Raw genomic sequence first — 20,317 nt, forward strand, 5'->3', positions numbered from 1 at the left:
AGGGAAGGGGTTCCCGCGGCCGGCGCCGGCCCCTACCGTGCCTCTCATGCGCCTTTCCAGACGAGCTCTTCTCGCAGCGGCAACGGCAACGGCAGCAACCTCCCTCCCGGCGGCGTCCCCCGCCGCCGCGTCCCCGCACCGCGCGTCCCTGCGCACCGGATTCGAACGGCTGGCCGCGGACGGCTACGCGCTCCTCGACGGCCGACCGGTCGGCATCGTCACCAACCCCACCGGCGTCACCAGCGACGTCCGGCACGTCGTCGACGTCATGCACGCCGACGAGCGGGTGAACCTGGTCGCCGTCTTCGGCCCCGAGCACGGCTTCCGCGGCACCGCCCAGGCGGGCGGCTCCGAGGGCCGCTACGACGACCCGGCGACCGGACTGCCCGTCTACGACACGTACCTGAAGAGCGGTCAGCCGCTCGCCGACGTCTTCACGGCCTCCGGCGTGGACACCGTCGTCTTCGACATCCAGGACGTCGGCGCGCGCTTCTACACGTACATCTGGACGTTGTACGACTGCATGGAGGCGGCGGCGCTGGCCGGCAAACGGTTCGTGGTGCTGGACCGGCCGAACCCGGTGACCGGACGGGCGGCCCTCGGCCCGGTGCTGCACAAGGAGTTCGCGACGTTCGTCGGCCGGCAGCCGATCGCGCAGGCGCACGGGATGACCGTCGCCGAACTGGCGCGGCTGTTCGAGGGGGAGTTCCTGACGGCTCCGGTGGAGCTGGAGACCGTCACCATGACCGGGTGGCGGCGGTCGTGGTTCTACGACGCCTGCGGGCTGCCGTGGGTGCCGCCGAGCCCCAACATGCCGACCCCCGACACCGCCCTGGTCTACTCGGGGACGTGCCTGCTGGAGGGGACGAACCTGTCGGAGGGGCGCGGGACGACCCGGCCGTTCGAACTGCTGGGCGCCGACGGCGTGGACGGCAGGTGGGCCGCCGCCGTGAACGAACTGGGCCTGCCCGGTGTGCGCTTCAGGGAGGCGTACTTCGCGCCGGCCTTCTCCAAGTACCAGGGGAAGACCATCGGGGGTGTGCAGGTCCATGTGCACGACCGCGCGGTCTTCGACCCGGTGCGCACCGGGATCGCCCTGCTGGTGACCGCCAAGCGGGTCTTCGACGGCTTCGCCTGGCGCTCCGACAACTGGATCGACAAGCTCACCGGCTCGGCGCGGGTGCGGACGCTGATCGACGCGGGCGCGGACACCGACGAGGTGGTGGCCGACTGGCAGCCGGAGCTGGCCGCGTTCCGCCGGACGCGCCGGCACTACCTGCTGTACGAGTGAGCCCCCGGCGTGCCGGGGGCTGCCGCCGGGGGCGGCGGGCCGCTGTCGCGGGCCCGCCGCCCCGGCCGGTTCACCGGTGTGACGTGTACTCCACCACCTGCTGGAACGTCGGCCGGTTCTGCCAGCTGATCTTGCCGTGCTTGATGCCGCCGAGGGTGCGGTGGACGATCGAGTCGGCGCACCACTGGTCGCCCGCCGAGCACTGGTCGTCACCGGGGTAGACCTGGGACGCCGTCATGCCGGCCGCCGTCTTCAGCGTGCTGATCAGGATGTCCCGGCAGGAGCTCAGACTGCCGCCGCCGCAGTACTCCCGCGCCAGCGGGCCCTGCACGGACTCGCCGAGGACCGCCCGGATGTCCTTGTCGACGTAGCTCCACCAGCCGTACTGGAAGGCGCTGCCGGCGTGCGAGCCGGTCGGGCCGTGCGCGGCCGACGGGGACTCGTCGATGGGCAGGTTGTCGCCGAAGGCGGCGTACAGGTCGCTGCCGAGTCCGGGCTCGAACTCGGCCTTCACCAGCAGCGGCCACCAGGCGTCGAGGATCCGGACGGCGTCCGCGTTCGCGTACGTCTTGGAACCGGCCGAGGTCTCCGTCCGCTTGGCGCCCGCGGTCAGCCACGCCTGCAGCTTGGTGACGGCCGCGGCGGCCGTGGAGTCGGTGACGGTCGAGCTGTTGACCACTTTGAGCAGGTCGGGCAGCACGTCCTCGGCCCTGAGGTCGGCGAGGCCCGCGTCCGCCATCGCCTTCACCAGCGCCACCCGCGTCACCCCGCCCGCGGCGACCAGCTTCTTGACCCGGTCCTCCAGCAGGTTGCCGCGGTGCACGGAGCCGTCGCCCCAGGGCGCGGTCGTGTAGTCCTTCGCCTGCTTGTTGTTCCAGGAGATGTAGTAGTCCTGGTCGATGGAGTTGGGGTGGGCGGAGGCCGGGGTGTAGGCGGCGGTGTTGGTCGCCGGGTCCCAGTCCTTCCACTCGTACGCCGCCCGGCCCCACACCGGGAACTCGGCGTCGACGCCGCTCACGCGCTGCGGGTTGTCGCCGCTGTTGTAGTACGCGGTGTGCTGGGAGTCGGCGTAGAACCAGTTGAAGGTGAAGTTGATGTGCTGCACCGCGCTCTGGAAGGTCTGCGGGCTGTTGACGTAGTCCGGGTCGTTCAGCATCTGGAAGCCGATGATCGAGTCGGCCTCGTGCAGGAAGGAGGAGCGCAGGGTGGTGTAGGCGACCTTCTTGCCGCCGACGGTCGCCCGGTACTGCACCGGCCCGTACTTGGTGCGCCAGACCCGCATCGTGTACGAGCCCGCCGCGGTGCCGTCCGCGGTGGTCGGCGTCCAGGCGTTCTTCTGCTCGACCTTGTCCATGGCCGTGCAGGTGCCGTGGTACAGGTAGTGGTAGTCGTCCTGGCACAGCTCGACGGCGTAGGTGTCGATGATGTCCTGGCCGGAGGTCGTGGCGCTCCACGAGTAGTCCTGGCCGCGGCCCAGTTCCACGTACATGCTCAGGCCCGCGAAGGAGGCGCCGCGGGCGCTGATGCCCGGGCCCTGGATCTCCTGCAGCATCAGCAGCTGCGGGGCGAAGTAGCCGGTCTGCGGGCCGAACACGGCGACGGGGTGGCCGCTGGCGGTGTGCTTGCCGCTGACCACCAGGGCGTTGGACATGCCGCGCTTGGCGGAGCTGAGCGTCGTCTTCGTCGCGGTGGCGGAGGCGGTGGTGGCTCCGGCGGTCGCCGCGCTGCCGGTGCGGTCGTAGACCAGCGGCTCCTCGGTCACCGAGCCCGCGTCGGGCAGGGCCTCGCCCTGCGGGTCGTCGGGCTTGTTCGCGTAGGGGAAGCTCTGGCCGTCGTGGACGGTGAGGACGGCCTCGGGGTCGTTGCGCTCGCGGAAGGACTCCCAGACCTTGGTGCCCTCCGCCACGCCGTACTTGGTCTGGGCGGCGAGCAGGGACATCGCGTTGTTCACCTCGCCGCCGCCGCCGGAGCCGAACAGCGAGCCGATCACCGAGCCGAGCGCCACCAGGTCGGTGATCTTGAAGTGCTCGATGGTGCCGGCGTTGGTGATCGCGTCCTTGTGCCCGGTCAGGACGTACTCGCCGGGGAAGTAACGGCCGCTGTCGGAGGCGTCGATGTAGGCGTTGATGCCCGCGAGGTAGGCGTTGGCGTCGGCGAGGGCCTGCTGGCCGCGGGCGCCGTTGTTGGCGATGGCGTTGTCGATCTGGGCCTGCAGATCGGCCTCGGTGTAGGGGGCGTTGCGCCAGAACTCCTGTTCCAGGCCCTGGTTGGAGGCCGCGCCGCCGGCGAACGAGGTCAGCTGGCCGCGTCCGACGTGCCGGAAGACGTCCATCAGCCACAGCCGGTCCTCGGCGGCGGCGTAACCGACGCCGAACTCGGTGCCGTACCGGGTGGTGCCGGTGATGTGCGGTACACCGGTCTTCTTGTCGCGGACGATCGTCACGTCGCTGCGGCCGGCGGGCTTCTCGGTGGAGGCGACCTGGTCGGAGGCGACCCCGAACGACGCGTCGTTGAAGAACGTGTTGATCTTGTCGGTGGTGAGCGCCGAGTAGCCCGTGGCCAGGTTGGCGTACGGGCCGAGCTGGTCCTCGGCGTGCGAGGGCTGGGTGCCGAAGGCCTGGTTGAGCAGGATCTGGGCGAGCGTCGCGTTGCCGTTCTCGCCGGGCGGCAGGATGTCGGAACACTGGCCGCCGCAGTAGTCGTTGGACGCCGTCGCGTCCGTCGCGGCCACCGCCGCTTGGGAAAGCGGTGTCAAAAGTCCGGCAATCAGGGCGCATACGGCAGCGCTCTTCAGGAACCCGGGGAACCTGCGGGGAGTTCTCAGTCTGTCGAGAACGTTGCGTGGGGTACGCCGTGGCATGGCAGCTCCTACCGACGAGGGGTGAGCCGGGACGTTACCGCCGGTATCCCCGGGAGTGAAGATGAACATGCGTCACTTTTTGAAGTCGGCGCGACGGCCGAGGGAGGTCATCGGAAAACGGATGGAGCCGAATCGCTTGTCGATGCGTCTATTCGGCGACGTCCGAACGACGACACCGAGGTGACCGAAGTACAGGTGCAGGTGTGACGGAGGTGCAGGGCGATGGCCGGTTTCCGGAGTCTGGCGAGACAGGTCCGCGACCCGCGGTGCGATCTGGCACTGCGGCGCTACTCACTGCGCAAGTGCCTGGAGCGGTTCGCTCCTTACGGGCACAGGGCGACCTGGGACCATTTGTGCTCCCGGGCGGGGTTCGGTCCGGAGGACCGGTCCCCCGATCCGGCGCGGCTCGTGGCCGCGCTGGAGGAGCTGGAGGAGGCGCGGTCGGTCTGGCTGGCGTACGAGACGGAGTTCGCCGAACGGCGCAGGAAGGAGAAGCACGACGGGCTGCGCAGGCCGGGCAGCGTGGACGACTGGCACCGGCTGACCTGGGGCGGTTTCGGCGTGGCCTGGTGCGACGACCCGCGGGTCCACCCCCGTGAACCGCTGGCGGAGGTACTGCGCCGGCTGATCGCGGCCCTGGAGCGCGAGCCGGGAGCGGAGTGCCCGGTGTGCCGCGGGGAGCGTCTGGTCTGGCGGTACGACCTGGACCACGAACCCTCGTCGGGTCCGGTGTGCGCACACTGCGGGATTCTCGTGCCACGGCCCGTGCTCACCCCCGAGGCCCTGGCGGACGCACGGCGCGGAAGGCTGCTCGTGTCGGCCTGAGCACGGCGGGGGTGCGCCGGGGATGCCGCACCCCCTGTTTGCCGCGCCGACACCACCCGACGCGCAGGCACCACCCGACGCGCCGAAACCACCCGACGCGCCAGCACCACCGGACGCGCCCGCAGGCCTGCGCCGCCGGGCTTCGACAGCGCCGCCCAGCGGCGGCTCGGCCGCTACCGGTCCGGCGCGCCGCTCCCGCGCCCCGCCCGGCCGCCGCGGCGCTCCACCAGGAGCCGGGAGCCGGTCTGCCGTTCGCCGAAGACGTCGTCCGGGTTGGACAGGACGCACGAGTCCAGGGACAGGCAGCCGCAGCCGATGCAGTCGGTGAGGTGGTCGCGCAGGCGGTTGAGCTGGCTGATGCGCTCGTCGAGCTCGGAGCGCCAGGCCTCGGAGAGGCGGGCCCAGTCCTCCCGGGTGGGGGTGCGCTCCTCGGGCAGTTCGGCGAGTGCCTCGCGGATCGTGGCGAGCGGTATGCCGACGCGCTGGGCGGCGCGGACGAAGGCGACGCGGCGCAGGGTGTCGCGGCCGTAGCGGCGCTGGTTGCCCCCGGTGCGGCGGCTGCGGATCAGGCCCTTGGACTCGTAGAAGTGCAGGGCGGAGACGGTGGCACCGCTGCGGGCGGCGAGCTGGCCGACCGTGAGTTCGTGGATCTTCTCGGGAATCTGGGGCACCCCTCGAAGACTACCCACCCGCGATGAGCCGCCGTGCGTTGACTTTGCTCCCGGACCCGACCATGCTAAGCAGTCGCTTAGAGATGTAGGCACATGGGAGGCCGGGACATGGCAGAGCCGAGGATCTTCACGTCCGCCGACGAGCTGAAGGCGGCGGTGGGCGAGCAGCTGGGGTACACCGACTGGCTGGAGGTCGACCAGAAGCGGATCGACCTGTTCGCGGAGGCCACCGGCGACCATCAGTGGATCCACGTGGACCCGGAGAAGGCCGCCGCGGGCCCGTTCGGGACCACCATCGCGCACGGCTACCTGACCCTGTCGCTGCTGCCGCTGTTCGGGCCGCAGCTGATCACGGTCGAGAACGTGAAGATGGGCGTCAACTACGGCACCAACAAGGTCCGCTTCCCCGCCCCGGTCCCGGTCGGCTCGCGGCTGCGCGCCACCGCGCGGATCACCGGCGTCGAGGACGTGCCGGGCGGTGTGCAGGTGGCCGTGGCCTTCACGGTGGAACGCGAGGGCGGCGACAAGCCGGTGTGCGTCGCGGAGTCCGTCTCGCGGTACTACCTCTAGGCACCGGCCCCGCCGGAGCGCCACCGCTTGCCGGCCCCCACCATCCGCAGCACGAGGTCGGCGTACAGCGCGCCGACCTCGTCGGGCGTGCAGGGGCCGCCGACGTTGAACCAGCGGGCGACGTCGATGCACAGGGACAGCACGGCGAGAGTGGTGCCGTGCACGTCCAGGACCTCGAACTCGCCCGTCGCCACGCCCTCTTCGATGATCCCGCGCACCTCGGCGTCGGCCTGGCGGCGCAGCCCGAGGATCTCGGCGCGGGCTTCCGGGCCGAGCGAGTCGAGTTCGTACTGCACGACGCGGGCCGTGGTGCGCTGGCCCGCGTGCCAGCGGACGAAGGAGCTCACCGCGTCGGCCAGCCGCTCGGTGGGGGCGCCCTCGCGCTGTGCGGCCGTGCGCAGGATCTCGACGGCCTTCTCGTGGCCGATCCTGCTGATGCGGTGGAGGAGTTCCTCCTTGGTCTTGTAGTGGATGTAGAGGGCGGCCGGGCTCATTCCGGCGCGGCCCGCGATGTCGCGCGTCGTGGTCGCGTGGTAGCCGCGCTCGGCGAAAGCCTCCACGGCGGCGATCAGCAGCCGCCGGGCCGCGTCGGGCGTGACCTCGCCCCACGGCTGCACTTCGCCGCCGGCCGTCTCCTCCGCCGTACTCATCGCTCGCCAGCCTCTCTCGCCCGCCGTCTCCCACCGCCGCCCTCGGCGGCGGCCGTACGGGCAACGCCCTCTGCCCGACAGGGTCCCCACCATACCGCTCCAGGTGAGCGGGCGCTTAGGCCCGGTCGTTCGGATCGTCCCGGCGTCGCGGGGTCCTGGCACGCACATCTGCCGCGTTGCCGCCGGTCGCCGACTCCCCCACGCTCGGGTCGGCTGCACGGCGCCGTACCTCACAGCCGGCCTGATCCGGACGGCAGGGCCTGGCGTGCCCGCACGGCCGCGGGCGCGGCGGGGGCTTCCCGAAGGGGGCGGTGAGCGCGCCCGGGCGTCACGCCGGCGGCCGGCGGCCGGCTCGGCCCGGGGAGGCGGATCAGAACGCCGAGACCCCGGTCAGGGCGCGGCCGATGAGGAGCTTCTGGATCTGGCTGGTGCCTTCGTAGAGGGTCATCACGCGCGCGTCGCGCAGCAGTTTGCCGGCCGGGTACTCGTCGATGTAGCCGTAACCGCCGAAGACCTGCAGGGCGTTGTTGGCGGCGCGCACGGCGGCCTCGGAGGCGAAGAGCTTGGCCTTGGACGCCTCGACGGCGAACGGCAGGCCGCGGTCGATCAGGTCGGCCACCCGCCAGGTCAGCAGGCGGGCCGCGTCCACGTCGACGGCGATGTCGCTGATCAGTTCTTGCACCAGCTGGTGGTGGGCGATGGGCCTGCCGAACTGCTCGCGCTCCCCCGCGTAGCGCACGGCCGCGTCCAGGGCGGCCTGGGCTATGCCGACGCAGCCCGCCGCGACCGACATCCGGCCCTTGGCGAGGGCGGACATGGCGACGGAGAAGCCCTTGCCCTCCTTGCCCAGCATCGCGGAGGCCGGGACCCGCACGTCCTGGAGGACCAGTTCGGCGGTGGCCTGGCCGCGCAGGCCGAGCTTGCCGTGCAGGGTGCGGCGGGTGAGCCCGGGCGTGTCGGCCGGGACGAGGAAGGCGGAGACGCCCTTGTGGCCGGGGGCGTCGGTGGAGCGCGCGAACAGCAGCACGACGTCGGCCCAGGTGCCGTTGGTGATGAACATCTTGGTGCCGTTGACGATGTACACGCCGCCGTCGCGCACCGCCCGGGTGGCGAGGTTGCCGGCGTCGGATCCGGTGCCGGGCTCGGTCAGGCCGAAGCAGCCGACGTACGCGCCGGAGGTCAGGCCCGGCAGCCAGCGCCGCTTCTGCTCCTCGCTCCCCCACGCGGCGACGGTCTTGGCCACCAGGCCGAGCGAGACGGAGACGATGCCGCGCACGGAGGAGTCGCCGCGCCCGAGTTCCTCCGTCACCAGGCAGTAGGAGAGGTGGTCGCCGCCCGAGCCGCCGTACTCCTCGTCGACGGTCAGCCCCAGGAAGCCGACCTCGCCGAGTTTCCTCACGATGCCCCGGTCGACCTCCTCGGCGCGGTCCCAGGCGACGGCACGGGGGGCGATCTCCCGCTCCACGAAGTCCCGGGCGAGCCGCTGGACGGCGACCTGCTCCTCGCTGAGCTCCAGGTTCACGACGAGATCACCCCTCGAGTGGCCGGGGAACGGGAAACGGCGCGGTCAGGTCCTTGAAGGCCGTACCTTTAAATTAGCACTGCTAGTTTCTGGGTGCAGCCCTACTATGTGCGCCATGGCCCGACCGCGCAAGCCCCTGCTCAGCACCGACCGGATCGTCCAGACCGCGCGGGCGCTGGTGGACGCGGAGGGCCTGGCGGCCGTCTCCACGCGCCGGCTCGCGGCCGAACTGGGCGTCAGCGGGCCCTCGCTCTACAACCACTTCCGCACCAAGGACGAGATCCTGGAGGCGGTCGCCGACTCGGTGAGCGCGCAGGTCGACCTGTCGATGTTCGAGGACGGCCGGGACTGGCGGACGGCCCTGCACGACTGGGCGGTCTCCTACCGGGCCGCCCTGCGCGACCACCCGAACGTCGTCCCCGTCCTGGCCCGGGGTCCCGGCCGCCGCCCGGCCGGACTGCGCCTCGCCGACGCGGTCTACGGCGGGATGGTCCGCGCGGGCTGGCCGCCGGCCCAGGCCACCTCCATCGGCGCGGTGATGCGCTACTTCGTCATGGGCTCGGCGCTCGGCTCGTTCGCCGGGGGGTTCGTGGACGACGCGAGCGCGTACGACCCCGCCGACTACCCCCATCTCGGACAGGCCCACCTGCTCGCCGAGCAGCAGGAGAAGATCGACGAGCGGGCCTTCGGGACCGGCCTGACGGCACTGCTGGACGGGCTGGCACAGCAGTACGAGCAGCTCCGGCGGACCGCCTGAGCCGCGACCGGCGACGGCCGGGACGGTCGGTCGCGACGGTCGCGACGGACGGCCGCGACGGTTCGGCGGGTGCCGAAGTATCAGTGCCGCATGCTGGGGGCATGACCTCCAGGGAACCGCAGGCCCCGCGGCTGGCCCGGCTCGCGGGACTGATCGCCGACGAGACGCGGGCCACGTGCCTGCTGGCACTGCTCGACGGGCGGGCGTGGACCGCGGGCGAGCTGGCGCGGCACGCCGGTGTCGCCGCGTCGACGCTGAGCGAGCACCTGGGCAAGCTCGTCGCCGGCGGGCTGCTCACCGAGGAGCGGCAGGGCCGGCACCGGTACGTGCGCCTGGCGGACGCGACCGTGGCCCAACTGGTGGAAGACCTGGCCGCGCGGCTCGCCCCGGACGCCGCGGCACGGCCGCGCGGGCTGCGGGCGTCGAGCGCCGGGTCGGCGATGGCCCGCGCCCGCACCTGCTACGACCACCTCGCCGGACGGCTCGGCATCGCGGTCACCGACGCGCTGGCCGGCCGCGGGCTGCTGCGCCAGGACACCGGGTTCGCGCTCACGGACGCGGGGCTCGCCTGGTTCGACGCGGCGGGCATCGCCCTCGACCGCGGCGGACGTCGTCCGCTCGCCCGGGCCTGCCTCGACTGGACCGAGCGCCGCCCCCACCTCGCGGGAACCTCCGGCGCGGCCCTGTGCCGGCACGCCCTGGACTCGGGCTGGTGCGTGCGCATCGGCACGGAACGCGCCCTCCGGCTGACGCCCCGGGGCGAGACCGCCCTGCACGAACTGCTGGGCATCGCCCCGGGGACCTTGCGGTGAGCCGGTGCGAGGTGGGACTGGGCGTCCGAAATGCGCCAGCTCTTCTCCGCTTTCCCTCCTAGCCTCTGGAGCATGGTGAACGACTTCCCGAACCGACCTGCCCGCCGGGCGGAACTGCTCGCGGCCGGTGCCGCCGTGGTGTCCGTCGTGCTGTGGGCCTCCGCCTTCGTCGCGATCCGGCGCGCGGGGGACGCCTACTCCCCCGGCGCGCTGGCGCTCGGACGCCTGCTGGCCGGGGCGCTGACGCTGGGCGTGATCTGCCTGGTCCGGCGGGAGGGGCTGCCGCCGCGGTCGGCGTGGCGGGGGATCGCGATATCCGGGGCCCTGTGGTTCGGCTGCTACATGGTCGTCCTGAACTGGGGCGAGCGGCTGGTGGACGCCGGTACCGCCGCCCTGGTCGTGAACGTCGGCCCGCTCCTCATCGCCCTGCTGGGCGCCCGGCTGCTCGGCGACCCGATGCCGCCGCGGCTGCTGGCGGGGATGGCGGTGTCGTTCGCCGGGGCGGTGACCGTGGGGCTGTCGATGTCGGGCGGGGACGGCTCCTCGGTGCTCGGCGTGGCACTGTGCCTGCTGGCCGCGGTCGGCTACGCGGCCGGGGTCGTCGCGCAGAAGCCGGCCCTGGGCAGGGCGAGCGCGCTGCAGGTGACGACGTTCGGCTGCCTGGTCGGGGCGGTGGGGTGCCTGCCGTTCGCCGGACAGCTGGCCGGTGAGGTGGCCGACGCGCCCCTGTCGGCCACCCTCGACATGGTCTACCTGGGCGTGTTCCCGACCGCGCTGGCCTTCACCACCTGGGCGTACGCCCTGGCCCGTACGACAGCCAGCCGCATGGGCGCGACCACGTACGCGGTACCCGCGCTGGTGGTGCTGATGTCCTGGCTGACGCTGGGCGAGGTGCCGGACACGCTGACACTCGCGGGCGGGGCGCTGTGCCTGGCGGGCGTCGCGGTGTCCCGCTCCCGGGCACGGGCCGCCCGCGTCGCCGCCACGGTACCGGTACCGGTGCCGGAACCGGTACCGGAGCAGGCCCGCGACTCCGCCTGACCTGCTTGCGGACCGCGGCCGAATCCCAACTCCAGTGTCGAACCCACCTGTCCGGTTCGCCGCGGGTGAGTCAGCAGAAGACGCCGGCGCTGCTCGCGGCTCCCCGGGTCACCGGTTCTGCGGGTCCGGCGTCAATCCCAACGGGGTCGATCACCCAGCAGCCCCTCACATTCCGCGGGGCGGTCCGTACCGCGTCTCGGGCCGCTCATCCGGTGTCATGGGCAGGTCCCGGAGGGCCATCGGGCCGGGATAGAAGGCGCTGCTGTTGGGTCCGGCCACGTCCTCGCCGATGAGCCAGCGGTAGAGCCACTCGCTGAACGTCATCGTGTACTCGAAGAACTCCCCCTCGTTCTCCACGAACAACACCCCGTTGCCGTTGTCCGCCCGGGGCGCGAGAAAGATCGTCTCCCCGCGGTCCGTCGAACCGATCGGAATCAGCCCGTCCGCGGTGCCGAAGACGAGTTCCTCGATGCCCAGCGAGGCTCGCGGGTCGCCCTCCGGCTCCGCCCAGTCCCAGTCGATCTGTGACCAGGCATCGGCCGTGCTCCGAATCCACTCACCCAGGTTCCAGCGTTCGGTCGCCGGATGGCCCAGGTAGAGGTGTCCGTTGATCTGGACAGGCGCGTAGCCGTCGATGATCTCCCTGTAGTCCGCCGGCAGACTGAGACCGAGGCTGCTCTCCAGTTCACGCCATGCCGCAGGATCCCGGTACCGGCTCAGCGGTTCACCGAGCATGTCCAGGACGCGTTCGAGCCAGTTCTCCGGCATCCCCGTCACCACCTCGGGCAGTCCGCGCTGCCCCGGGTCGTTCCGCCCGTGGGCGACTGGTGATCACGCAGTGCTTCATTTTGCCGTCTTCCAGGGCCCCGTAGTTGTACTCGATGTCGGTGGGAATGCCGCTGCCGCTGTTGCCGTTGTGCGGGACCACGGAGATCGCCAGGTGCTTGCCCGAGACAAGTGAACCGCACGGGAAAATGGCCGCCCGTAGCAGCAGTGAGCCCAGAGCCGGCCCACCCCGCACGCTTCTTTGGCTCGCAGATCCGCGAAGGTGTCTATGGATTCGCCGGTCCAAGGATCCACGCCCTCGTCGAGGAACCTCTCCTCGTCACTGAAGTTCAGGAACCGGGCGTATCCATGGCCCCAGAGAGTGGTGACGCTGAGCGGGCATGCGGCGAAATCGGAACGCAGCACACGCAGGAGGAACTCGACCATCCCGCATTCGTGAACGGCCCAGCCCTCGTCCTGACGCGCCCACACCGCCACCGGCCAGCGGTCCGGGTCAGGGTCCGAGGCGACCCAGCACAGGGTGTCGGCGCCGTTCGTCCGGCCCCAGACGAGCATGTCCGCCATCCAGCCGGAGCTGCCGTACCCGCCGCCGATGTACGCGTACGTCCGGGACTGGTCGACGATCGTGCCCTCCAGCTCGCCGACGCTGACACCGTCGAGGTAGAGGGTCTGGGTCGTTGGGAAAGCCGACCCGTGACACCGTCGTAGGCCGCCGTCGCGTGCACTCGGCCCGACGGCAGGGTGACCTTGGTGAGTTGACCGACGGCGTTGCGGGCCGCGTAGTGCTCGGAAACGGTCGCAGGGTCCAAGGTGTGGTCGCAGAAGGCGACTTCGTCCATCTGGCCGGCGAAGCGGTATTCACCCTCCGCGAGTCCCATCCAGCCGGAACTGCCGTAACCGGCGCCGAGGTAGGCGTAGTCACGGGACTGCTCGGTCAGGACACCGTCCAGAGTGCCGACCTTGGCACCGTCCAGGTACAGGGTCTGCGTGTTGACGGCGGCGGAGAGCACCACGTGGTGCCACTTGTCGTCGGTCACCACCTTCGAGGAGGTGATCGGTGTGGCCGCCGGGCTCCCGGTGAGGTAGAACTCGCCGCGCAGCTTGCCGGAGCCGTCGATATTCAAGACCGGGCGCCAGGAGCTGGGCTTTTCACCCAACTCGGTGTTCTGGAAGCCGACGAGGACTCCGGAGGCCGTGCTCGTCCTGAACCACAGCTCGATCGTCGGGAAGGCCGCCGTCTTCAGGGCGTCCGCGGGCAGTTCGACTACCGAGTCGGTGCCGTCGAAGGTCACCGAGGTGTCCGTCGTACCCGCGATCGCCGAGTCCGAGCCCAGCACGGTGTCGCGGTGCACGGCGTCGTTCAGCCCGGTCGGCGAGACCGCCTCACTGGCCGCCGCCGAACCCGCGCCCTCACCGAGCCGCCAGTAGGAGGTGAGGCTCGCGTCCAGGACGCCGCTGCGGTAGACCGACCCCGAGGCGTACTCGTACACCGTGCACTTGGTGGTCGAGGAAGGTGGGCAGACGGTGGTCAGTTGGTCACCCGTATAGGTGTACGACCATGTCAGTCCGGCCGTGTTCGTGTCGATGGCGCTGGTGGTGACCGTGGTGACGTGACTGCCGGTCCAGCCGAACGACAGCGACCGGCCCGACAGATCGTCGGTGACGTTCTTCACCGGGCCGCCGGTCGACGTCTCATGCGTGATCGTCTGACCGCGTCCGGCGGCATCCGTGATCTTGCTGAGCACACCGCTCGCAAGGAACCGGTGGATAGCGCCGGAACGCTCACACAGCACCCACTCCGTCGACTGCTTGGCCAGCGACAGCGACCCGCCGGCCGGTCCGGTGTACGTACCGTCGGCGTTCTTCCCGAACCGCACCTGCGAACCGTCGGCCAGCGTGACGAGGACCGACGAAGTGGCGGACTCCTCCCGGAGTTGCATGTCCCAGCGCGTGGACCAGCCGGAGCCGAACTTAGCGGGTGGTGTAGGTGCCGTCCGGATTGGGGTACGTCCGCTCCCGCTCGCCGCGCTTGCTCTTGAGCTCCTTGCTGCGTTTGGAGTCGAAGCCTTTGGGGGCGGCGGCCGGCAGGGCGGCCTTCTGGACGTCGCCCGGCTTGGGGGTCCTGCCCGTGCTCGGGATACTGGTGAGGCTGTCCGCCTGCCCGACGGGGACCTCCCCTCGGCCCGTCAGCGCGCCCTTGCGGCCGCCCTTGGCAGAAGCGTCGGTGGCGTCCGCGGACACCTTGTGGCCGCGCCCGGCGGCGGAACCCCAGCTCTGCTCGGGCGACGCCGCCGCGTCACTGCCGGCCGCGGACAGCGCCAACGCGGACCGCCAGGGTCGTGGTCAGCACAGACCCGGGCTCATGCATCTGGCTGGAAAACCACCAGTGCCCGGCCGCCCTTGCCCGCCAGCATGTTGTCGAAGGCCGCCGGGATGCCGTCCAGGGCGATCCGCTCGGTGACCAGGGCGCCGAGGTCCAGTCGGCCCTCCCGGACGTGGCCGGCGAGCACCGGCAGGTCCTTCGCCGGGTCGCAGTTGCCGTAGACGCAGCCGGCCAGGGTCCTGCCCCAGTGGAAGATCTCCAGGGCGTTGAAGGTGACCTGCTGGTCCTTGCCTCCGATGCCGACCACGGTCGTGCGGCCGCCGCGGCGGGTGGAGTCCCAGGCCGTGCGGATGGTGGCCGCACGGCCCACGCACTCGATCGCCACGTCCACGCCCTGCCGGCCGGTGAGGGCGCGGACCTCGCGGGCGGTGTTCTCCGAGGCGGTCAGGTAGTCCGTCGCCCCGGCGCCGCGCGCCAGCTCCTCCTTGCGCGGCGAGACGTCGACGGCGATGATCCGCCCGGCGCCCGCGATGCGGGCGGCCTGGAGCGCGGCGAGGCCCACTCCCCCGACGCCGTACACCGCCACCGTCTCCCCCGGCCGGACCCGCGCCGCGTGGTGGACGGCGCCGTAGCCGGTGAGGACGGCGCAGCCCAGCAGGGCCGCTTCGGTGAGCGGGACGCCCTCCGGCAGGGGCAGTGCGCAGCCGGCCGCGACCACCGTCTCCTCGGCGAACGCGGCGACGTTCAGGCCGGGGTGCAGTCCGGTCCCGTCGGCGGCCCGGCGGGCGTACACGTCGGCGGCGCCGCTGAGCGCGTTGGCGCACAGCCACACCTCGCCGAGCGAGCAGGCATGGCAGCTTCCGCAGGAGGGAGCCCAGTTGAGGACCACGCGGTCGCCCGGCGCGAGGTGGCCGACGCCCTCGCCGACGGCGACGACGGTGCCCGCGCCCTCGTGGCCGAGGACCGCGGGGACCGGCACCCTCATGGTGCCGTCGGACAGGGACAGGTCGGAGTGGCAGACGCCGGCGGCGGCGAGCCGGACGCGGACCTGTCCGGGCCCGGGGTCGGGCAGCTCGATGTCGGTGATCTCCAGCGGAGCGCCCACGGCGGGCAGGACGGCGGCGCGGACCATGTGACGCTCCTCAGAACTGCAGGGACTTGGTGTGGAGGTATTCGGACAGGCCGTGCGTGCCCAGTTCGCGGCCCACCCCGGACTGCTTGTAGCCGCCGAAGGGGGCGAGCGGGTTGAAACGGCCGCCGTTGATGTCGACCTGGCCGGTCTCCATGCGGCGCGCGAAGGCGACCGCCTCCGCCTCGTCCCCGGCCCACACGGCGCCCGCGAGGCCGTAGACCGTGCCGTTGGCGATGCGCAGGGCGTCCTCCTCGTCCGTGTAGCGCAGGATCGACAGTACCGGGCCGAAGATCTCCTCCTGGGCGATCGTCATCTCCGGCGTCACGTCGGCGAAGACCGTCGGGGCCACGAAGTATCCCTGTTCGCGCGGGGCGTCGGGGCCGCCGGTGACCAGCCGCGCCCCCTCGGCCACGCCCTTCTCGATGTAACCGCGCACCCGTGCCCGCTGCTTGGCGCTGACCACCGGGCCGATGCGGTCGCCGTACTTGGCGGCGGCCGCCGCGGCCAGTCCGACGGCCTCGTCGTACCGCTCGGCGTGCACCAGCATCCGGGTCCAGGCGCTGCACGTCTGGCCGGAGTTGGACATCACGTTGGCGACCCCCACGTTGACCGCCCGGGCCAGGTCGGCGCTCGGCAGGATGACGTTGGCGGACTTGCCGCCCAGTTCCAGCGCGACCTTCTTGATCGCGGCGCCCGCCGTCGCGCCGATCAGCCGGCCGACGGCCGTGGAGCCGGTGAAGGAGACCAGGTCGACGCCCGGGTGCTCGGCGAGGGCCTGGCCGGCGACCGGGCCGAGGCCGGTGACCAGGTTGAAGACGCCCGCCGGGAGGCCCGCCTGGTGCACCGCCTCGGCGAAGAGCTGGGCGACGAGCGGGGTGTCCTCCGCGGGCTTGACGACGATCGTGCAGCCGGCCGCGAGCGCCGGGGCGGCCTTGGCGACGATCTGGTGCAGCGGGTAGTTCCAGGGTGTGATCGCGCCGACCACCCCGACCGGCTCCAGGTGGACGACCGAGTTGCCCACCTTCTCCTCGTAGGAGTACGTCGCCGCCAGCTCGGCGTAGGAGCCCGCGACCGCGATGGGGACGCCGACGTGCACGTTCTGCGCGAACTGCGGCGGCGAGCCGAGTTCGGCGGTGACGGTCTCGGCGATCTCGTCCTTGCGGGCGGCCAGGACGTCCCGCAGAGCGGCCAGCCGGGCGGCCCGCTCGGCGGGAGCGGTCGCGGCCCAGGCCGGCAGGGCGGCGCGGGCGGCCCGGACGGCGGCGTCGACGTCCGCGGCGGTGCCCGCCGGGACGCGGCCGATGACCTGCTCGTCGGCCGGGTTCACGACGTCGATCGTGTCCCGGCCGACGGGCGCGCGCCAGGCGCCGTCGATGTACATGCCGTCGTGTGCCTTCATGCGTCCTCCCGGGCGGGGTACGTCGTCGTCCGGGACTTAAACTAGCGGCGTTAGTTTTCTGACGCCAGACATGCCGGGCACCCCATGACATCAGACACCCGGCATCGGACACCTGGAATCGGACACCTGGAATCGGGGCCGGCCCCGGAGGGCACCGTCACCGGCCCGGCCCCGGAGGGCACCGGCCCGGCAGGCGGCAGGCACCGGCCCGGCAGGCGGCAGGCACGGGCCCGGCGGCCGGGCGGCGCGCTCTCAGGCTTCCAGGTCGGGCAGCCGCGCGGGAGCCGGGCTGATGCGTTCGCCGTGCTGGTCGAAGATGAACATGTGGGCGAGGTCGACGAGCAGGGGGACCTGCATGCCTTGGCGCAGCTGGATGTCGGGGGTGGTACGGACGACCAGGTCGCCGGGCAGGCGCCCGTCCGGCGCGGCGGGCTCGGGGCCGGCCTGCGGGGGGTCGTCCAGGACCACCACCGGACCGGCGCGCAGGGATCCCGCCCGCTCCTTGATGCGGTGCAGGACCGTTTGGCCGCCCTCGCGGCGGCGGCGCCGGTCGGGGCGGCCGGCCGGGCGGGCGGCCTCCAGGTCGGGCACGACGGCGGGCCGGGAGCCGGTGTCGAAGTGGACGAGGATCTCGTGGCCCTGGAACTCGACGTGCTCCACGAGGCCGGTGAGGGCCACCTCGCCGGGTCGCGCGGAGGCGGGCTTGGCGATGCGGACGGCCTCGGAGCGCAGGCCGACGATCACCTCCCGGCCCTGCTGGACGCGGAGCAACTGGTGGTCCAGGGAGAGGGGTTCGGGCAGCCGCAGGAACTGCTTGCCGAGGCTGACGGTCATCGCCCCGTCGAGCGGGGCGCGGACCACGCCGCGCAGCAGGTTGATGCGCGGGGTGCCGATGAAGGCGGCGACGAAGACGTTGCGCGGCAGGGCGTACACCGAGCGCGGGGTGTCCACCTGCTGCAGGACGCCGCCGCGCAGGACGGCGACCCGGTCGCCCAGCGACATCGCCTCGGACTGGTCGTGCGTGACGTAGACGGTGGTGACGCCCAGCTCGCGGGTCAGCTTGGCGATCTCGGCCCTGAGGTGGTTGCGGAGTTTGGCGTCGAGGTTGGACAGCGGTTCGTCCATGAGGAAGGCGGAGGGGTGGCGGGCGATGGCCCGGCCCATGGCGACGCGCTGGCGTTCGCCGCCGGAGAGCTGGCTGGGGAAGCGGTCGAGGAGGTCCTCGATGCCCAGCATGCGGGCCGTGGCGTCCACGCGCGGGCGCGGGTCCGCGGCGGGGTTCTCCACGCGCAGCGGGAAGCCGATGTTGCCGCGGCTCGTCATGTTGGGGTAGAGGGCGAAGTTCTGGAACACCATCGCCATGTCCCGCTCGGCCGGCAGCAGGTCGTTGGCGTACTCGCCGTCCAGCAGCAGTTGTCCGTCGGTGATCTCCTCCAGGCCCGCGATCATCCTCAGCACGGTGGATTTGCCGCAGCCGGACGGCCCGAGGAGCACGAGGAACTCTCCGGGCTCGATGTCCAGCGACAGCCGGTCCACCACGCGGCGGCCGCGTGTGTAGGTCTTGCTCACGTCCTGCAGGGAGATGGCGCGTGTCATGAAGGGTGCCCCCGGGGGCTCACTAGGGCGCTGGTGCTCCGCGATCGACGCCTCGTACGGGTCGTACGAGGCCTGTGGGTCACGGAAGTTAACGGAATGCGCGCGGCCAGGGGAAGACTTCGGACGGTGCGGTCCAGCCTGTGAGAAAGCGGACGGCGTCATTCACCGGTGGGCGAACGGTCCACGGGGACCCGGTCACGACGCCGTGCCGACCTCGACGGGCACCCCGTTCAGCACCGCGTTGCCCGACAGCGGGTCGAGCAGGCTGCCGTCGAGCAGTTGGTTGACGTTGACGCCGGGGTCGGCGGAGGCGTGGCCCAGCCGGGTGCCGGGGCGGTCGTGGCCCCAGCCGTGCGGGAGGCTGACCACGCCCACGCGCACGGTGTCGGTGACCTCCGCGGGCACGGTCACCTCTCCCCCGGCGCCCGTCACGCGCACGGCGGCCCCGTCGCGCACGCCGAGCCGCTCGGCGTCCTGCGGGTTGATGTGCAGGGTGCAGCGGTTGGAGCCGCCGGTGAGGACGCGGACGTTGTGCATCCAGCTGTTGTTGGAGCGCAGGTGGCGGCGGCCGACGAGGACGAGTCCGGCCGGGCGCCCGCGCATCGCCGCCCGCAGCCGGGGCAGGTCGTCGGCGATCGGCCCCGGCAGCAGTTCGACCTTGCCGGAGGGGGTCCTGAGCGGCTGCGGCAGACGCGGCCGCAGCGGCCCGAGGTCGATGCCGTGCGGGTGCGCGAGCAGCCGCTCGAGGCTCAGCCCGTCGGGCCGGGCGCCGAAGCCGTCGCCGTAGGGGCCGAGGCGCAGCATCAGGTCGAGCCGCCGTTCGGGGCCGCTGACGCCGGTGAGCCGCGCGGCGAGTTCCCCGGGGTCGCGGCCGTGCACCGGGGAGTGCGCCTCGCGGACCGTCTTGCCGAGGGTCTGGGCGATGGCCAGGTCGTCGACGGCGGCCGGGTCGGCGCCGTGCATGCCGCTCACGGCCAGGACGAGCCGGGCGAGGATCTCGGTCTCGGCCATCCGGCCGGGCTCCGGCTCCACCGCGGGGCGGGTGTAGCGGACCTGGTTGCGCACGGCGAGGGCGTTGAAGGCGAAGTCGTAGTGCGGGCTCTGCGCGGGCGGGGGCGGCGGCAGCACGACGTGGGCGTGGCGCGAGGTCTCGTTGAGGTAGGGGTCGACGCTGACCATGAAGTCGAGGGAGCTGAGCGCCTTGTCGAGGCGGTCGCCGTCGGGTGCGGACAGCACCGGGTTGGCGGCGATGGCCACCAGGGCCCTTACCGGCTCGCCCTCCTCGGTCAGGGTGTCGATCTCCTCGGCGAGCGCGGAGAGGGGCAGCTCGCCCTTCGCCTCGGGGTGCCGGCCGACCCGGGAGTGCCAGCGGCCGAGCCGGAAGCCGTGGCCGGGTCCGGCGGGCCGGGGCGTCCGGTCGGTGGCCGACTGCGGGAAGAGGGCGCCGCCGGGGCGGTCGAGGTTGCCGGTGAGGACGTTGAGGACGTCGACGAGCCAGCTGGCGAGGGTGCCGAAGGCGACGGTGCAGCTGCCGATGCGGCCGTAGACGGCGGCGGTGGGGGCGGCGGCGAGTTCGCGGGCGAGGGCGCGGATCGTGCCGGCGTCCACGTCGCACGCGCCGGCGACCGCGTCGGGGGTGAAGTCCGCGAGTGCGGCGCGGAGTTCCTCGACGCCCTGGACGTGCGGCGCCAGTGCGCCGAGGTCGGCGAGGTCCTCCTCGAACAGCACCTGCGCCATGGCCGCGAGCAGCAGCGCGTCGGCACCGGGCCGGACGGCGACGTGCCGGTCGGCGAGTTTCGCGGTGCGGGTGCGCCGCGGGTCGACGACGGTGAGGGTGCCGCCGCGGGACTTCAGCGCCTTGAGCCGGCCGGGGAAGTCGGGGGCGGTGCACAGGCTGCCGTTGGACTCCAGCGGGTTGGCGCCGATCAGCAGCAGGTGGTCGGTGCGGTCGAGGTCCGGTACGGGGATGGCGCCCGCGTCGCCGAAGAGCAGCCCGCTGGAGACGTGCTTGGGCATCTGGTCGACCGTGGAGGCGGTGAAGAGGCTGCGGGTGCCGAGGCCGGCCAGCAGGAGCGGGGGGTA

The 20,317-nt window shown here is 72.3% G+C and carries 17 protein-coding genes; 6 read left to right on the plus strand and 11 right to left on the minus strand.

The window, feature by feature from the left end; all coding sequences use genetic code 11:
* Positions 1–46 precede the first annotated feature (46 nt).
* Complete coding sequence (locus VKA29_RS28175; RefSeq protein WP_324788800.1) at positions 47–1,291, plus strand: DUF1343 domain-containing protein; 1,245 nt, start codon at positions 47–49, stop codon at positions 1,289–1,291.
* 70 nt (positions 1,292–1,361) lie between these two features.
* On the opposite strand, the gene VKA29_RS28180 is transcribed toward VKA29_RS28175, so the two are convergent.
* Positions 1,362–4,151 carry a penicillin acylase family protein gene (locus tag VKA29_RS28180; protein ID WP_324788801.1) on the minus strand — a complete coding sequence of 930 codons (2,790 nt, stop codon included), beginning with the start codon at positions 4,149–4,151 and terminating at the stop codon, positions 1,362–1,364.
* 222 nt (positions 4,152–4,373) lie between these two features.
* Here VKA29_RS28180 and VKA29_RS28185 point away from each other — a divergent pair, with 222 nt between their 5' ends.
* Positions 4,374–4,976: a hypothetical protein gene (locus VKA29_RS28185; protein WP_324788802.1), complete on the plus strand. Its 603-nt coding sequence runs from the start codon at positions 4,374–4,376 to the stop codon at positions 4,974–4,976.
* A gap of 173 nt (positions 4,977–5,149) precedes the next feature.
* On the opposite strand, the gene soxR is transcribed toward VKA29_RS28185, so the two are convergent.
* Entirely contained in the window at positions 5,150–5,647 is a 498-nt protein-coding gene (gene soxR, locus VKA29_RS28190; RefSeq protein WP_324788803.1) for a redox-sensitive transcriptional activator SoxR, read from the minus strand.
* A gap of 108 nt (positions 5,648–5,755) precedes the next feature.
* On the opposite strand from soxR, the gene VKA29_RS28195 reads away from it, so the two are divergent.
* On the plus strand, positions 5,756–6,217 hold the full coding sequence (locus VKA29_RS28195; protein WP_324788804.1) for a MaoC family dehydratase: 462 nt from the start codon (positions 5,756–5,758) through the stop codon (positions 6,215–6,217).
* Here the strand turns inward: VKA29_RS28195 and VKA29_RS28200 are convergent.
* Together VKA29_RS28200 and VKA29_RS28205 are read right to left on the minus strand one after the other, a co-directional pair.
* On the minus strand, positions 6,214–6,867 hold the full coding sequence (locus VKA29_RS28200; protein WP_324788805.1) for a TetR/AcrR family transcriptional regulator: 654 nt from the start codon (positions 6,865–6,867) through the stop codon (positions 6,214–6,216). The two genes, VKA29_RS28195 and VKA29_RS28200, sit on opposite strands and share 4 nt — an antisense overlap.
* A gap of 370 nt (positions 6,868–7,237) precedes the next feature.
* Positions 7,238–8,389, minus strand: a complete 1,152-nt coding sequence (locus VKA29_RS28205; protein ID WP_324788807.1) for an acyl-CoA dehydrogenase family protein — start codon at positions 8,387–8,389, stop codon at positions 7,238–7,240.
* Between the two features lie 115 nt (positions 8,390–8,504).
* Between VKA29_RS28205 and VKA29_RS28210 the strand changes: the two genes are divergently transcribed.
* The 3 genes from VKA29_RS28210 (at position 8,505) to VKA29_RS28220 (ending at position 10,999) form a co-directional block, all read left to right on the plus strand.
* Entirely contained in the window at positions 8,505–9,146 is a 642-nt protein-coding gene (locus tag VKA29_RS28210; protein WP_324788808.1) for a TetR/AcrR family transcriptional regulator, read from the plus strand.
* 101 nt (positions 9,147–9,247) lie between these two features.
* Complete coding sequence (locus tag VKA29_RS28215) at positions 9,248–9,958, plus strand: winged helix-turn-helix domain-containing protein (RefSeq protein ID WP_324788809.1); 711 nt, start codon at positions 9,248–9,250, stop codon at positions 9,956–9,958.
* A 72-nt stretch (positions 9,959–10,030) separates the two neighbouring features.
* Complete coding sequence (locus VKA29_RS28220; protein WP_324788810.1) at positions 10,031–10,999, plus strand: DMT family transporter; 969 nt, start codon at positions 10,031–10,033, stop codon at positions 10,997–10,999.
* A gap of 165 nt (positions 11,000–11,164) precedes the next feature.
* On the opposite strand, the gene VKA29_RS28225 is transcribed toward VKA29_RS28220, so the two are convergent.
* The 7 genes from VKA29_RS28225 to VKA29_RS28255 form a co-directional block, all read right to left on the minus strand.
* Positions 11,165–11,767, minus strand: a complete 603-nt coding sequence (locus VKA29_RS28225; RefSeq protein WP_324788811.1) for an SMI1/KNR4 family protein — start codon at positions 11,765–11,767, stop codon at positions 11,165–11,167.
* Positions 11,768–12,114: 347 nt separating this feature from the next.
* Entirely contained in the window at positions 12,115–13,725 is a 1,611-nt protein-coding gene (locus VKA29_RS28230; RefSeq protein ID WP_324788812.1) for a LamG domain-containing protein, read from the minus strand.
* Between the two features lie 31 nt (positions 13,726–13,756).
* Complete coding sequence (locus VKA29_RS28235; RefSeq protein ID WP_324788813.1) at positions 13,757–14,107, minus strand: hypothetical protein; 351 nt, start codon at positions 14,105–14,107, stop codon at positions 13,757–13,759.
* Between the two features lie 38 nt (positions 14,108–14,145).
* Positions 14,146–15,240: a Zn-dependent alcohol dehydrogenase gene (locus VKA29_RS28240; RefSeq protein WP_324788814.1), complete on the minus strand. Its 1,095-nt coding sequence runs from the start codon at positions 15,238–15,240 to the stop codon at positions 14,146–14,148.
* A 10-nt stretch (positions 15,241–15,250) separates the two neighbouring features.
* Positions 15,251–16,639, minus strand: a complete 1,389-nt coding sequence (locus tag VKA29_RS28245) for an aldehyde dehydrogenase family protein (protein ID WP_324788815.1) — start codon at positions 16,637–16,639, stop codon at positions 15,251–15,253.
* 252 nt (positions 16,640–16,891) lie between these two features.
* On the minus strand, positions 16,892–18,235 hold the full coding sequence (locus VKA29_RS28250) for an ABC transporter ATP-binding protein (protein ID WP_324788816.1): 1,344 nt from the start codon (positions 18,233–18,235) through the stop codon (positions 16,892–16,894).
* Positions 18,236–18,430: 195 nt separating this feature from the next.
* Positions 18,431–20,317: molybdopterin dinucleotide binding domain-containing protein (locus tag VKA29_RS28255; protein WP_324788817.1), on the minus strand; the 1,887-nt coding region annotated here is incomplete at its 5' end.

It is taken from the genome of Streptomyces sp. H51 (assembly GCF_035656535.1).
GTDB lineage: Bacteria > Actinomycetota > Actinomycetes > Streptomycetales > Streptomycetaceae > Streptomyces.